Below are 13,581 nucleotides of genomic sequence, written 5' to 3' on the forward strand. Positions count from 1 at the left end.
CACTGTACTTGCGACCCTGCACAGCCCGCCCAACGGATTGCCCGACGTCGGCCTGCCTCCGCCAACATCAGGCGGCGTCAAGGTCGATTTCAGGGGGAGGTGCCGTAGCGGCCAGCGCCAGCCGTGCCCGGGCGACGCCACGCAATCCTTCCTGACGGGTCGCGCGGGTCAGCCGGTGGGGCATCCGGCTGGTTGACACCAGTCGGAGCTGGGGTACGAGATCAAGCTGTTCTGCCATGTGCCCAGTGTGATCAGGGGGTGTTACACGAAAGCTTGAATGGCGTTGCGCCGTACCGCCGCCCGGCCGACCGGATGTCACAGAGGCCAGATGTCACAGCGACCAGACGTCACAGAGATTCGTCTCGCCACGGCTCACTAGCCTGCGCGCCGTGACCGACAATCGACATGGCTGGCGCTACGGCATCACGGTTCCCTTCGGCGATCCCCTCCACGCCCAAGCCGACCTCTATCGCGAATTCGCAGACCTCGGCTACACGGAGTTCTGGAGCTCTGAAGCAGACGGCACAGACGGATTCACCCCGCTCGTTCTGGCCAGCCAATGGGTGCCTGACGTGCGACTGGGCATCGCCATCATCCCGGTCTTCACCCGTGGGCCTGCCCTGTTGGCCCAGCAGACGGCGGCCATCTGTGAAGCCGCGCCCGGCCGCTTCGCCATGGGCATCGGCGCATCCTCCAACGTCATCGTCGAGCGCTGGAACGGAATCCCCTTCGACGAGCCGTTCAAACGAACGCGTGACACCGCGCGGTTCTTGCGCCAGGCCCTGACCGGCGAGCGGATCAGCGAGACCTACGACACCTTCGAGGTGCAGGGCTTCCGTCTCGGCCGACCGCCCGAGGTCCAGCCGCCGATCCTGCTCGCTGCCCTGCGCCCCGGCATGCTGAGACTGGCGGGCAGCGAGGCCGACGGCGCGATCATCAACTGGCTCTCGGCCGACGACGTTGCCACGGTCCGCCCGTACGTCGACGAGGGCGGCGAGGGCAAGGAAGTGGTGGCCCGCATCTTCGTGTGCCCCAATCCCGACGCGGACACGGTCCGGACTGGCTTCAAGCGGGCGATGGCTGCGTACCTGAACGTCCCGGTCTATGCCGAATTCCATCGCTGGCTCGGCCGAGGCGAACTGCTCGCTGCCATGTGGGACCGGTGGTCCGAAGGCGACCGCCGCGGTGCGCTTGAAGTCATCGACGACGGCCTCGTCGACGAATTGCTGGTGCACGGGCCCCCCGAAGCGTGCCGCGAGCACATCGACCGCTATCACGCCAACGGCGTTGACGTCTCGGCCATCTCGATCATGCCCTTTGGCGGCATCGACCCGGTCCAGGCTGCCCGAGACCTTGCGCCAGCCGCCCGACGCCAGTAATCGCTCGGATAGGCAATCCTTCTCGTGGCAGCGCCCGTTGCTTCGGGCTCTTGTTCACCATCCGGAGGTGCGTGCACTCGGCGGCCGCTCCGGCTCGCCTGCTGAGACGACCCGGCGCGGTGCAAGGCGCGTAACCTCCCGATGAGCCCCCAGTCGGACGCACCACAGGAGCAGTCATGGATTTGGAGACGATCACCTACGACGTTCGCGACGGCGTTGCCCATGTGCGGTTCAACCGCCCCGAAGGCGCCAACGCAGTGAATCCGCAGTTCTCGCGCGAGCTGCGGGCTGTCATGCTCGCAATCGAGTTCGACGACATGGTCAAGGCAGCGTCGGTCACGGCGGAAGGACGGGTGTTCTCCGCAGGCGGCGACCTCAAGGAGTTCCACGCGGCAGGCGACGGCCTGCCGCAGCTCGCATCGGACATGGTCATCGACCTCCACGCAGCGATCAACAAGATGAACCGCACGCCGAAGCCGTTCGTTGCCGGTGTGGGCGGCAGCGTCGGCGGGGCCGGCATGTCGCTGGCCGCCTCATTCGATCTGGTGGTCGCAGGCGAATCTGCGAAGTTCACCATGGCCTACACGCGGGCCGGCGTGACGCCCGACGGCACGTCGTCGTACTTCTTGGCGCGCCACATCGGGCTGCGCCGGATGCTCGACCTGACCCTCACCAACCGGGTGCTCTCCGCGCAGGAGGCCGAGCAATGGGGGTTGGTCAACCGTGTTGTTCCCGACGATGAGGTCGACTCGGCCGCAGCCGAGCTCGCCCAGGCGCTGGCCGACGGCCCGGCGTGGGCACTGGGTCATGCCAAGCGGGTGGTCTACGCCGGCATCGACTCGCCGCTGGAGCAGGCAGGCGAGTTCGAAGGCAAGATGATCACCAACGCCATGCAGACCCACGACGGCCGCGAAGGCATCGCAGCGTTCGTGGAGCGTCGCGCGCCGAACTTCACCGGCAACTAGCGAACGCCTGCCACGCCGCGGCTGCCGCCCAGCCGTGGCCTGGTGGCCGGCCGAGATGCGTCCTGGTCGACAAATATCCTCGATTCGGACGCATGCGCGCACTAGACACGTGCGAGCGGCATCGACGTTGCCGTCGTTCGTGTACGAGGAGCACGCACCATGCCCCTCCGGGAAATCACCCCCGAGCTGTTCCCTTGGCTGGACACCAGCCGCTATTCGTTCTCCCCGGGCATCGACGCCGCAGGCGCCGCGTGGCTGGCGGGGCAGACCGCGGGCGCCTATGACGCCGAGTCGAGCCGCGTCACGGTGCGCGGCGACGGTGCCGAGCAGGCCAGCGTGTGCTGGGCCAAGGTGGAAGCCGTACTCGACGCGGCCGGTCGGGATGTCAGCGACTGCTCGGAGGTGACCGAGTACATCACCGTCGCAGGGGCGCCCGAGCGCGATGCGATAGCGGCGCAGCGGCCGCACAGCCTCGGCTCGACGGTGGGCGGGGTCCGCCCCTCGACATTCATCGTGGATTCGCTGGTGCGGCCCGAGGCGCTGGTCGAGGTGGAGGTAGTGGCCGGTCAGGTTGACGGCTTGATTCGCGTTCCGCAGGTGATGCCAGTCGACGACGACGGCAACGTTGTGCTGCGGGGCGACTTCGTCGGACAGTGCGAGTGGGCTCTCGAAGAGGCCGGCCGTCGGCTCGAGCCCCACGGCATGGATCTGTCCAACGTGGTGCGGGTGGTGCAGCAGACCACCGCAGCCACCCGCCGCCAGTACAACGAAACCGCAGAAGCACGTCGGCGGCTGCTCAGCCCGCAATTCCCGTCCTCAACCGGGTTGCTGATGGGGCAACTGCCTCATCCCGATGCACTCGTCGTGCTTGACATGTGGGCGTCTGCGCATCCCAAGACGGTGGTGCCCTTCCGGCCCGAGGCGTACTCGTCGCTGACGTTCAGCCCCGCAGTGGAAGCGGGCGGGCTGCTGTTCGTCTCCGGTACGACGGCATTCGACATGTCATCGGGCGAGACGGTGGCCGAGGGTGACATCGGCGGCCAGGCCGAGTTCGTGTACGGCGAGATCGCCGCGATCTGCGAGATGGCCGGAACCTCCATCGACAACCTCGTCAAGACCGTCGAGTACGTGACGCCCGACGGAGTCGAGGGCTACCGCGCTGTGGGCGATGTGCGTCAGCGGGTGCTCGGCAGGCCGTTTCCGGCTTCGACCGGTGTGGTGGTCGGCGGCTTGCTGAGCCGCCGTTGGCTGATCGAGGTGGAAGCCATCGTCTCGATGCCCTGAGACCTGGCCCGAGCAGTCTCATGAGCCAGTTGTTGACCGAAGAAGTGCGTGCAGCGCTCGGTTCGACGGTGACCTACACGGCGGCGGAACCGCTGAGCCGGGCCTCGATCCGTTACTTCGCCCTGGCCATCGGGGCCGACGCTGCGCGTTGGCGCGACGAGGCGCCGCCGACGCTGATCTGCGAGACGGCTCAGCTGACCGGTCGCGCTGTCCCCGACCGGAATTCGTATCTCGGGCATGTATGGGAGCTGCCGCTGCCGGTGCGCTGCGCCATGTTCCGGGGTGGCAACGACTACCGGTTCGATCGGCCTGCGCGGTTCGATGACGTCATCGACACGACGTGGACTTTGAGCGATGCGACCGAGCGGCGCGACGGGCATGGTGACCCTCTGCTGGTCGTCACCGCCGAGGCGGTCTATTCCGACGGCGGTGATCGGTTGGCGACCAACGCCGAGACGATGATCTTCCGCCCGCTCGCTACCGCCCGACCCGGCCGCGAGGCTCCCGACGATGCAGCAGAGGCGGAAGCCGCCCACGACCTGGCAGCGAACGCTGTGCCTGCGACGCCGCAGCTCGACGACGGTGTTCCCGACGCCGTTGGCGCCCTTGATGCTCATCAAGCCGTGCCCAGAGCCGCTGTGAGGCCCGGTCGGCCGCTTCGGCCGCTGCGCCGGCGCATCGCGCTGGCCGACATGGTCGCCTACGGCGCCGCCACCTGGGACTGGCACCGCCTCCATTACGACGAGGCTCACGCCCGCCGGCTGGGAGCGCCGGCACCGCTCGTCGACGGTCAGATGCTCGGCGCACTGCTGGCCGAGTGCGTCCTGCGATATGCCGGTCCTGGCGCCCGGCTCGTCCGGCTCGCGTATCGCAATCGTGCGCCGGTGTACGCCGGGGAGACGGTGGTCTGCTCCGGCACGATTGCGACGTCGGACGATGCAGGCTTCAGCGTCGACCTGTCGGTCTCGGTCGGCGACCGGATTGTCGTGGCGCCCGCCTTCGCCCAGCTGGAATGGACCTCCGGCTGACACCGCCCCGTCCGCTGCCGCTTTCGTTCCGTCCCAGGCAAGCGGCCATAACCTTGCTCTGAGCCATCTCGGAGGACACTCAGGTGCCACTCAGCGACGACGAACTGCGGGCACGCCTGCAACTCGGAGAGGATTCGCGCTGGGAGTTCAAGCAATTCGATTTTCGCGAATCCCGGCCGATATCGCCTCAACGTGACGACCTCGCGGAGGAAATCGCTGCGTTTGCGAACGCCCAAGGGGGAACGCTGCTGTGCGGCGTCACCGACAGCGGCGACGTTCAAGTCATGAGCCGAGCGCAGCTGGACCAGGTCGAGATGCTGGTTGTTGAGCTCTGCCGTGATTCCATCGAACCGCCGCTCCTCCCCGATGTTCACCGTCACCAGCTCGATTCACGCGCCCTGCTTGTCGTAGAGATCCCCCCCGGAACAAGCGCTCATGAAGTCAAGGGTCGGAGTTCGGTGCGCGTCGGGAGTTCAAGACGGATCATGACCAGCGACGAACGGCTGCGTCTGGCCGAGCGACGCGCCCAGGCGCGTTATCGCTGGTTTGACGAGCAACCCGTTCCCAATACCGGCATCGCGAGCCTCGATCCAGCACTCTGGCGACCGCTTCTCAGCACGAGAGGAGCGTCGCAACCTGAGCAGTCGCTAATGCAGATGGGGATTCTGACTGAAGACTCCGACGGGGCGCTTCGAGCGACGGTGGCAGGGGTGCTGCTGTGCTGTCAAACGCCTCACGAATGGTTGCCCCAAGCCCGCATCACGGCTACCCGTTACCCAGGCAAATCGCAGGCATCTGGTCAATCTGACACTCGCGAAATCAACGGTCCGCTGCGAGCTCAGATAACCGAAGCCATGGCCTTCGTGCGGCGCCACAACCGGGTCGCAGCCCGCAAGACGCCAGCCCGAGTGGACATGCCCGAATACAGCACCAGAGCAGTGTTCGAAGCCGTCGTGAATGCCGTGGTGCATCGCGACTACTCCCTGGCGGGCAGCGCGATCCGCTTGTTGATCTTCGATGACCGTCTCGAAGTGGTCTCGCCCGGCAGCTTGCCTAACGGGTTGACGCCGGAGAGCTTGGCGTCACGCCAGGTCACCCGCAACCAGGCCTTGGCGTCTGTCGTGCAGCGCGTCGAGGCCACGGCCATCGAAGGTGCCGGGGATCGGCAGTTTCTCATGGAACGACGCGGCGACGGCGTACCGATCATCTTGAGCGAGACTCGTGCCACGAGCGGCAAGGAGGCCGAGTACCGGCTCATCGACGAGACGGATCTCGTGTTGACCCTCCCCGCTGCGTCATTGGACAGAACGGAAGCGGTCGTTGTCGTGACGGTGTACGCCGATGCTCAACCCATTGCGGGCGTCGACGTGTTGGCGCTGTTCCCGAACAAGACTTGGAAGCGGGCGACCACCAACGGCGACGGCGAGGTCGAATTGGACCTCTATGCAACGCATCTGCCCATGACCGTGTACGCAGCGGCGCCGGGTCGAGCTGCGGTACGAATCGAAGGTTGGGTGCCCGCCGATGGAGCCTTGGCTCTCGATCTCGAAGCAGTGGCCGACGGCGGGTCGGCAATCTTTGCAGAAGCGACGGGTCAAATACCGGGGCTCAAAGGACGCCTGAATCCGATTCTCGACACACACGGCCGTACCTACATCTATGCGAACAATATTTCTGTCAATCAAGGCCGACAGCAGCCCGTGAACTTCTCGCTCGGGGAGCCGCTCGACATGGTTGATGCCGATGGGAATCGGTTCGAGACCGTTGTCGTGGACATCGTCGGACGTTCGGCGCTGCTGCAGTACCGCCGCCTGCCGCGGGCATAGGCGAGACTGACGCAGCCTCCGCTGCGGCAGCCGGCATGTACCGGCTCGACTTGGCGCCGAGACCTAGCATCGGGCGCCGACACGGGGCCGAATCAAGGGGGCACAACGTGGACTTCTCCATGAGCGACGAGCAGGCGCTGATCGTTGAGACGGTGCAGCGCTTTGTGGAGAGCGAGATCATCCCGCTGGAAGCTGACCTCGATCCCGACGCCGGCGAGCTGAAGCCCGATGATGCCGCCCGTCTCACCCAGATGACCCGTGACATGGGCTTCTACGGGCTCGACATTCCCGCCGAGTACGGCGGACCCGGCCTCGACACGACCACCCGGGCGCTCATGGCCATCGAGATGTCCAAGCACCGGGCCGGGCTCTACAACCCGTGCTATGGGGTCTTCGGCGGGGCCGGGCTGGCGCAGCTGTACGAGGCCACCGACGAGCAGAAGGAACGGTGGCTGTACCCCACGCTGCGCGGCGAGAAGATGGGCTGCTTCGCCCTGACCGAACCCTCGGGCGGCTCCGACCCCGGCCGGGCCATTCGCACACGGGGCTTCAAGGACGGCGACGAGTGGGTGCTGAACGGCTCGAAGCTGTTCATCTCCGGTGCCGATAAAGCCGACTATGCGCTGCTGTTCGCTCGCACCTCCGACGATCCGGGGCGCAACGGCGTCACGGCGTTCATCGTCGATACCGACACGCCCGGATTCAACGTGCGCCGCGTGGTGCACACGCTGCGGGCGACGCGCTACGCCACCGAGCTGGAGTTCACCGACATGCGGGTGCCTGAGAGCCACGTGCTGGGCGAGGTGAACGGCGGGTTCGGCATCGCCAACGACCGGCTGAGCCGCCAGCGGATCCCGTACGCGGCGGGTTGCCTGGGCCCGGCGATCTTGGCGCAGGAGATGGCGATCGACTGGGCCCGCAGCCGTGAGACCTTCGGCTCGGTGCTGGCTGAGAAGCAGGCCGTCCAGTGGATGATCGTCGACAACGAGATCGACATCCGCCACGGGCGCTGGTGCGTGCTCGAGGCCGCCCAGAAGGCCGACCAAGGCGAGCGGTTCCGCACCGAGGCGGCCATGGCCAAGCTCGTCGCCTCCGAGGCCGCCGGACGCGTCGTGGACCGCTGCATCCAGATCCACGGCGGCATCGGCGTCACCAAGGATCTGCCGCTCGAGCGCTGGTACCGCGAGTTGCGGATCCGCCGTATCGGCGAAGGCCCCAGCGAGGTGCAGCGGCTGATCATGGCCCGCGACATCCTCGGCGGCAGCTTCAAGTGAGCGACACCTCTCCCGCGAGGGAGCGGGCATCCCGTCCCCTGCCCCTCGACGGCATCACGGTGCTGGACCTCGGGCAGATCTATCAAGGCCCTTACGCCGGATTCCTGTTGGCGATGTCTGGCGCTCGGGTCATCAAGGTGGAGCCCGTGCTGGGCGAGGCTTTGCGGTCGCGCCTGCATTCGCTGCCCTACGCCATGCTCAACTCCGCCAAGGAAGCGGTGTCGCTCAATCTCAAGTCGCCTCGTGGCCGCGAGTTGTTTCTGCAGCTCGCGTCGGCTGCCGACGCGGTCTTGTGCAACTTCGCTCCGGGCGTACCCGAACGACTGGGCATAGACGCGCCCACGCTGTGGGAGACCAACCCGCGGCTCGTGTTTGCGCAGGCCAGCGGATACGGACTCGACGGGCCCGACGCGCAGCGAACGGCCATGGACCTGACGGTGCAGGCACATATGGGCTCCATGAGCATCACCGGATTTCCCGATCAGCCTCCGACGAAAGCCGGTGCTGCGTTCGTGGACTTCATGGGCGGATCGCACCTGTACGGAGCAGTGGTGACTGCGCTGTTCGAGGCGCAGCGCACCGGCGTGGGCCGCATGGTGTCGACCTCGATGGCCGAGGCGGCCTACTTCACGCTCACGACCTCGCTGCAGTCCTGGCACTTGCACGGCACCTCTGAGCGGTCCGGCAATCGCAATGCCGCGATGAGCGTGGCGCCCTCCAACGTGTACCCGTGCATTGACGGCCACATTGCCCTGATCGCCGCAGCCGACCGTCACTGGCGCTCGGTGCTCGAAGTGGTCGGACGAGCGGATCTCATCGACGATGAGCGGTACTGCCGCAATGGGGACCGAGCAGCTCGAATGGACGAAGTGGACGAGCTGGTGTCGAGTTGGACGTCGGGGCGGCCCAGGTCCGAAGTCGCTGCGGCACTGTCCAGCGCTGGGGTGCCCGTCGCCGAAGTCCGGGATCTGCCCGAGATCGTGCATGACGAGCATCTGAACGAACGCGGCTTCCTGCAATGGGCTGAGCTGGATGGGCTCGGTGAGATCCCGCTGCCGCACAGCCCGATGCGCTGGCACGATTCGCAGATGCGGCCACTCACCGAAAGCCGGTCGGTGGGCGCCGACAACGAGACGGTGTACAGCGAGTTCTGCGGCCTCGACGCCGACGATCTGGCGGCGCTCGCCGCTGAGGGCGTGGTCTGAGCTGAGTTGCCGCGGTCTAGGCGGGGGAGAGGCGACCGACGCGCTGGGCTTGGTCGCGCTGCGGTGCTGGTAGTTCGCCGTGGTCGGCGAGGTGCAGCATCAGCAACTCGTCCCAGCGGCTGCGGTAGTTCGAGGTGAACTCGCAGCGGAACTGGGCGGCAGCAGGGCCGAGCTGTTCGATCTCCCGCCGCAGCGCAGACTGCATCCCGAACGGTTCACGCGCGCCCGCATAGCCGACCGACAGCACGGTGCCACCCGAATCGGCGACGTGGTACACGCCGAGCTGCGACGGCAACGCTTCGATTGCAGCGTTGTCGAGTCGCTGCCAGGGCTTGCCGAGCCGGATTCCCATGCCTGAGCCTTGCGAGATATGCCGGTTCGCGGGCCGCTAGGCCGCAGCCGCGGGCACGTATGCCGCGGTGCCCATCAGGTCTTCGAAGTTCAGCCGGAAGAAGCGCTCCTGCACGTCGGCGGGCAGGTGCTCCACCTCGCGGTCGAAGCGCCGCAGCGGGTTCCGGCCGCCCTCCACGTGGGGAAAGTCGGAACTGAACATGCAGATCTCCGGTGCGGTGTTCTCGATGATCCAGCCGGTTGGCTCGGTGGGATACGGGGTGACCCGGACCTGACGGTGCACGTACTCCGAGGGGCGCAGGCTGAGCTTGCCGAGCCGCTGCTCGTGACGCTCGAATGCATCGAATGCGGCTTCGAGCTGGCGCATGAAGCCCGGCAGCCACACCGCTCCCAGTTCGATCACGCCGATCTTCAGCTCGGGAAATCGCTCGAGCACGCCGTCGAAGATCAGCATCGAGAGCGCCTGCAGCGGTGCGGCGGAGATGGCCATGTACGACACGGAACGGAAATTCTCGCCGCCGCCGTGGAAGTCGGGCTCGGGCGGCAGGCCGTTGTTGCGATGCTGAGGCGGCATCACCAGATCGGGCGTGGCCACGTGCATCACGACGGGGATGCCAGCCTCCTGGGCGGCTGCCCAGACCGGGTCGAAGCCGACGTGACTGTGGGCGTGGAGCTTCGGCATGCGGTTGGGAATGAGCAGGGCCGCCGCGCCGTCGTCGATGGCTTGGCGGGCGTGCGGGCCGGCGTGCTCAATCGACTGCAGCGGCACCGAGCACACCGGCAGCAGCCGCGGATCGACCGAGCAGAAGGCGATCTGGGCCCGGTTCGCCGCCGTTGCGGTGGCGTAGGTGAGATCGGGTTCGGCGGTGTGCTCCATCTCCTCGATCAGCGTGTTGGGCATGGAGGGGAAAATGAGCTGGCTGGAGAAGCCCAGGTCGTCGAGGGCCTGGGAGCGGTCAGCGGGATCCCAGGCGCCGGGCGCGAGGTAGTTCTTGCGCAGCATCACTTCAGCAGCGGCGCCGGCACGGAATTCGGGGTCGACCTGGCGAGCCCGGGCCTGCTCGATGTCGGCGAACGCCTTCTCGTTGTTACCGATGGAGAAGTGGTCGAGCGCGTACCGCGCCACCTCGGCAGAGGCGAACGGCTCCAACCACTCCGGCGGTTCCATGGTGTGCGCATCCGCGTCGTGGATGATTCGGTCCTCGACGTAGGCCATGGCAGTGCCTCCCTGCATTCCCGGCGGCGTATTCGACGATACCGCTCCCATCGCCGCCGCTTCCGGGCTCGGATCGGCTGTGACAGGCGATCGCAGAGGGTCTGGCCAGTGCGTCCGCCTCAAACAGCGGCGCGAGATCAGTTCTTGTGGAGTTCGGGGTTGATGCCTTCCCAGCGACCTGGGTCGGCGACCCGCATCTCGATGGCGCCGGTGGTGCTGTTGCGAATGAGCAGCATCCCTGAGCGACCCGAGATGTCCCGGCCCTTCACGATGGAGCCATCAGGCAGAGTGACTCGGCTTCCGGCGGTGACGTAGAGGCCTGCCTCGACCGTGCAGTTGTCGCCGAGCGCGATGCCGATGCCTGAGTTCGCGCCCAGCAGGCAGTGCTCGCCGATCGACACACGCTCCTTGCCACCGCCCGACAGTGTGCCCATGGTGGAGGCGCTGCCGCCAAGGTCCGAGTGCGCTCCGACGACGACGCCGGCGGAGATGCGACCCTCGACCATTGCAGGCCCGAGCGTTCCGGCGTTGAAGTTGATGAACCCTTCGTGCATCACCGTGGTGCCGTCTGCCACGTGAGCGCCCAGCCGCACCCGGTCGGCGTCGCCGATGCGCACGCCCGATGGGATGACGTAGTCGACCATGCGGGGAATCTTGTCGACCGCAGTGACGGTCACCGCTTGGCCGGTCGCAGCTGCGGCGGAACGCAGGTCGTCGACCCGCTCAGGCAGCACAGGCCCGGCGCTTGTCCACGCACAGTTGGTCAGCAGGCCGAAGATGCCGTCGAGGTTGGCGTCGTGAGGCTTGATCTCCCTCCGGCTCAGAAGATGCAGCCGCAGGTACGCATCGGCCAAATCGGCTGGCGGTGCGGCAAGATCATCGATGGACACGGTGACCGTCTCGCCCACGTTCACGCCGAGTTCGACCGCCAGGCACGACCGAGCCGGCGGCTTCTCGGCGGTAGCGCTCGCCGGGAACCAGGCGTCGAGCGGTGTCCCTGTCGCCGCGTCCACATAGCTGTGCCCAACTGCGGTGATGCTCATGGGCGCATCCTGCCACCGCCAACCGCCAACCCGTCGCTGAATTCGGCTTCGTGTGCGATCTGCACTTGGCCTACAGTCCACCGGTGACGACGAGTCGCAAGATGCGCCAGAGGATCTTGAGCGGACGATCCGATGCGGGCATCCGATTTGACGATCTGCGCTCGTACTTGTTGCAGCTGGGATTTGCCGAACGCGTTCGGGGCAGCCACCATGTGTTCAGGTAAGAGGGGGTGCCGGAGTTGATCAACCTTCAGCGGTCTGGTGCCCATGCGAAGCCGTACCAGGTCCGACAGGTTCGACAGACAGTCCTCAGGCACCGATTGTGAGAGTTGGCGTGCATAAGTACGAGGTCATTATCTACTGGAGCAATTCCGACGAGGCGTTCATTGCCGAGGTCCCGGAGCTTGCGGGCTGCGTTGCGCACGGCGACACAAAGATTGATGCCTTGAATAATGCCGAGTCGGCATTAGGCCTGTGGATCGACACGGCCCGAGAGTTCGGAGACCCAGTGCCTGAGCCCAAGGGCGAGCGGCTGATGCTCGCCTAGAGTCGCCGCCCTCCAGGGCCGCATCCGCTGGGCTAACGGCCTCGGTTTGAAGGAATGGCAGGAGAATGCGCGAACAGGGTCTGCGGCCGATTCAGAGATGTGCCCCCGACCTCGCTGGTTCATCGCCCAGATTCCGTGACGCCTCCGGGTACTGCTCGGCGGCGCATGGGTGTTCTGCTTCTTGACCTCGCCTGTTCGTCGCCCAGCCGGTGGTGCTGCGGAGGGTGGCTGTGCGCCGGTAGTTTCGGGGCATGAAGACACCTGTGTGCGAGATGCTCGGCTGCGACGTTCCGATCGTTGCATTCACCCATTGTCGAGACGTTGTGGCGGCGGTGAGCAAGGCTGGCGGCTTCGGCGTGCTCGGCGCAGCGGGCCACACGCCTGAACAGCTCGACATCGACATGGGCTGGATCACCGACGAGGTGGGCGGCCGGCCCTTCGGCGTGGACATCATCGTGCCCGCCAAGTACGAGGGCAAGACCGAAGGCGAGCTGTCGGCGAAGGATCTCCGCGCCATGATCCCGCCGGCGCACCGCGAGTTCCTCGACGACATGATGGAACGCTACGACGTGCCGCCGTTGCCAGCCGAGGACAAGCCAGGCGCGATCGCCGGCGACTCCGAGCCGCCGATGACCTACGCGCAGGCAGTGCCGCTCATGGACGTGGCCTTTTCGTACCCGATCCGCCTGGCCGTGAACGCGCTCGGCCCGCCGCCTCCCGACATGATCGAACGGGCGCACGACAACGACGTGCTGGTGGGCGCGCTGGCAGGCAAGAAGGTGCACGCCGAGCGCCATGTTGCCGCCGGCGTTGACATCGTGATCGCACAGGGCCACGAGGCAGGCGGCCATACCGGCGACATCGCCTCGATGGTGCTGGTGCCCGAAGTGGTGGATGCCATCGCACCGGTGCCCGTGCTCGCCGCAGGCGGCATCGGCAACGGCCGCCAGGTTGCCGCTGCACTGGCGCTGGGCGCGCAAGGCGTGTGGTGCGGTTCGGTCTGGCTCACCACCCAAGAAGCCGAAACGCACCCGGTCGTGAAGGAGAAATTCCTCGCTGCGGGTTCGTCGGACACGCTGAGGTCACGGTCTCGCACCGGCAAGCCGGCCCGCCAGCTCCGCTCGGCATGGACCGACGAGTGGGAGGGTGAGAACTCGCCGGGGACGCTGCCGATGCCGCTGCAGCCGATGCTGATCGGTGCGGCCAGCCGCCGCATCGACCGGGCCGCCATGAATCCGTCCAACACGGGTGCGGTCGAGCTGGCCAACTACTTCGTGGGCCAGGTGGTCGGCCAGCTCAACGAGTCGATCTCGGCCACGCGGGTCGTCGAGGAGATGATCAGCGAGTATCTCGACGTCATGGAGCGCTTCGAGCAGCTCAACGCATAGGCGTTCCCGACCCGAGCACGTTGCGGCCCGTGGCGCCGCTGTCGGTAACGAATCCTCGTCCGGCATCGCAAGCGC

General features: G+C 66.7%; 14 protein-coding genes. 10 read left to right on the forward strand and 4 right to left on the reverse strand.

Annotated features, from left to right (window positions below; translation table 11 throughout):
- Positions 1–67: 67 nt before the first annotated feature.
- Complete coding sequence (locus ACOOF5_RS10680) at positions 68–238, reverse strand: hypothetical protein (protein ID WP_420438944.1); 171 nt, start codon at positions 236–238, stop codon at positions 68–70.
- Between the two features lie 151 nt (positions 239–389).
- On the opposite strand from ACOOF5_RS10680, the gene ACOOF5_RS10685 reads away from it, so the two are divergent.
- The 7 genes from ACOOF5_RS10685 to ACOOF5_RS10715 all read left to right on the forward strand — a co-directional run bounded on the left by ACOOF5_RS10685 (position 390) and on the right by ACOOF5_RS10715 (position 8,961).
- Positions 390–1,379 carry an LLM class F420-dependent oxidoreductase gene (locus ACOOF5_RS10685; RefSeq protein ID WP_420438946.1) on the forward strand — a complete coding sequence of 330 codons (990 nt, stop codon included), beginning with the start codon at positions 390–392 and terminating at the stop codon, positions 1,377–1,379.
- 176 nt (positions 1,380–1,555) lie between these two features.
- Positions 1,556–2,344, forward strand: coding sequence for an enoyl-CoA hydratase/isomerase family protein (locus ACOOF5_RS10690; protein WP_420438948.1), 789 nt, complete (start codon positions 1,556–1,558; stop codon positions 2,342–2,344).
- 159 nt (positions 2,345–2,503) lie between these two features.
- Positions 2,504–3,628, forward strand: a complete 1,125-nt coding sequence (locus tag ACOOF5_RS10695; RefSeq protein WP_420438950.1) for a Rid family hydrolase — start codon at positions 2,504–2,506, stop codon at positions 3,626–3,628.
- A 20-nt stretch (positions 3,629–3,648) separates the two neighbouring features.
- On the forward strand, positions 3,649–4,656 hold the full coding sequence (locus ACOOF5_RS10700; RefSeq protein ID WP_420438952.1) for a MaoC/PaaZ C-terminal domain-containing protein: 1,008 nt from the start codon (positions 3,649–3,651) through the stop codon (positions 4,654–4,656).
- Positions 4,657–4,739: 83 nt separating this feature from the next.
- Positions 4,740–6,482: an RNA-binding domain-containing protein gene (locus ACOOF5_RS10705; protein ID WP_420438954.1), complete on the forward strand. Its 1,743-nt coding sequence runs from the start codon at positions 4,740–4,742 to the stop codon at positions 6,480–6,482.
- Positions 6,483–6,601: 119 nt separating this feature from the next.
- A complete protein-coding gene (locus ACOOF5_RS10710) occupies positions 6,602–7,756 on the forward strand; it encodes an acyl-CoA dehydrogenase family protein (protein ID WP_420438957.1) in 1,155 nt (384 codons plus the stop codon).
- Complete coding sequence (locus ACOOF5_RS10715; protein ID WP_420438959.1) at positions 7,753–8,961, forward strand: CaiB/BaiF CoA transferase family protein; 1,209 nt, start codon at positions 7,753–7,755, stop codon at positions 8,959–8,961. Before ACOOF5_RS10710 ends, ACOOF5_RS10715 begins: the two co-directional genes overlap by 4 nt.
- Positions 8,962–8,977: 16 nt before the next feature.
- On the opposite strand, the gene ACOOF5_RS10720 is transcribed toward ACOOF5_RS10715, so the two are convergent.
- The 3 genes from ACOOF5_RS10720 to ACOOF5_RS10730 form a co-directional block, all read right to left on the reverse strand.
- Positions 8,978–9,313 carry a DUF7508 domain-containing protein gene (locus tag ACOOF5_RS10720; RefSeq protein ID WP_420438961.1) on the reverse strand — a complete coding sequence of 112 codons (336 nt, stop codon included), beginning with the start codon at positions 9,311–9,313 and terminating at the stop codon, positions 8,978–8,980.
- A gap of 36 nt (positions 9,314–9,349) precedes the next feature.
- A complete protein-coding gene (locus ACOOF5_RS10725) occupies positions 9,350–10,528 on the reverse strand; it encodes an amidohydrolase family protein (RefSeq protein ID WP_420438963.1) in 1,179 nt (392 codons plus the stop codon).
- Positions 10,529–10,665: 137 nt separating this feature from the next.
- Complete coding sequence (locus tag ACOOF5_RS10730) at positions 10,666–11,571, reverse strand: DapH/DapD/GlmU-related protein (protein ID WP_420438965.1); 906 nt, start codon at positions 11,569–11,571, stop codon at positions 10,666–10,668.
- 83 nt (positions 11,572–11,654) lie between these two features.
- Between ACOOF5_RS10730 and ACOOF5_RS10735 the strand changes: the two genes are divergently transcribed.
- From ACOOF5_RS10735 to ACOOF5_RS10745, 3 genes are all read left to right on the forward strand, one after another.
- Positions 11,655–11,795 (forward strand): hypothetical protein, encoded by a 141-nt coding sequence (locus ACOOF5_RS10735; RefSeq protein ID WP_420438967.1) that lies wholly within the window; start codon positions 11,655–11,657, stop codon positions 11,793–11,795.
- Positions 11,796–11,905: 110 nt separating this feature from the next.
- Positions 11,906–12,118: a type II toxin-antitoxin system HicB family antitoxin gene (locus tag ACOOF5_RS10740; RefSeq protein ID WP_420438969.1), complete on the forward strand. Its 213-nt coding sequence runs from the start codon at positions 11,906–11,908 to the stop codon at positions 12,116–12,118.
- 251 nt (positions 12,119–12,369) lie between these two features.
- On the forward strand, positions 12,370–13,506 hold the full coding sequence (locus ACOOF5_RS10745) for a nitronate monooxygenase (protein ID WP_420438971.1): 1,137 nt from the start codon (positions 12,370–12,372) through the stop codon (positions 13,504–13,506).
- The last annotated feature ends 75 nt before the right edge of the window (positions 13,507–13,581 follow it).

Source organism: Candidatus Poriferisodalis sp., assembly GCF_965214215.1.
In the GTDB taxonomy this organism is placed as follows: domain Bacteria; phylum Actinomycetota; class Acidimicrobiia; order Acidimicrobiales; family Poriferisodalaceae; genus Poriferisodalis.

Excerpts from the sequence above, each read along its gene's own strand:
- ACOOF5_RS10690 (WP_420438948.1), top strand. The coding sequence starts at position 1,556 with ATGGATTTGGAGACGATCACCTACGACGTTCGCGACGGCGTTGCCCAT.
- ACOOF5_RS10725 (WP_420438963.1), bottom strand. The coding sequence starts at position 10,528 with ATGGCCTACGTCGAGGACCGAATCATCCACGACGCGGATGCGCACACC.
- ACOOF5_RS10695 (WP_420438950.1), top strand. The coding sequence starts at position 2,504 with ATGCCCCTCCGGGAAATCACCCCCGAGCTGTTCCCTTGGCTGGACACC.
- ACOOF5_RS10730 (WP_420438965.1), bottom strand. The coding sequence starts at position 11,571 with ATGAGCATCACCGCAGTTGGGCACAGCTATGTGGACGCGGCGACAGGG.
- ACOOF5_RS10680 (WP_420438944.1), bottom strand. The coding sequence starts at position 238 with ATGGCAGAACAGCTTGATCTCGTACCCCAGCTCCGACTGGTGTCAACC.
- ACOOF5_RS10720 (WP_420438961.1), bottom strand. The coding sequence starts at position 9,313 with ATGGGAATCCGGCTCGGCAAGCCCTGGCAGCGACTCGACAACGCTGCA.
- ACOOF5_RS10710 (WP_420438957.1), top strand. The coding sequence starts at position 6,602 with ATGAGCGACGAGCAGGCGCTGATCGTTGAGACGGTGCAGCGCTTTGTG.
- ACOOF5_RS10700 (WP_420438952.1), top strand. The coding sequence starts at position 3,649 with ATGAGCCAGTTGTTGACCGAAGAAGTGCGTGCAGCGCTCGGTTCGACG.
- ACOOF5_RS10745 (WP_420438971.1), top strand. The coding sequence starts at position 12,370 with ATGAAGACACCTGTGTGCGAGATGCTCGGCTGCGACGTTCCGATCGTT.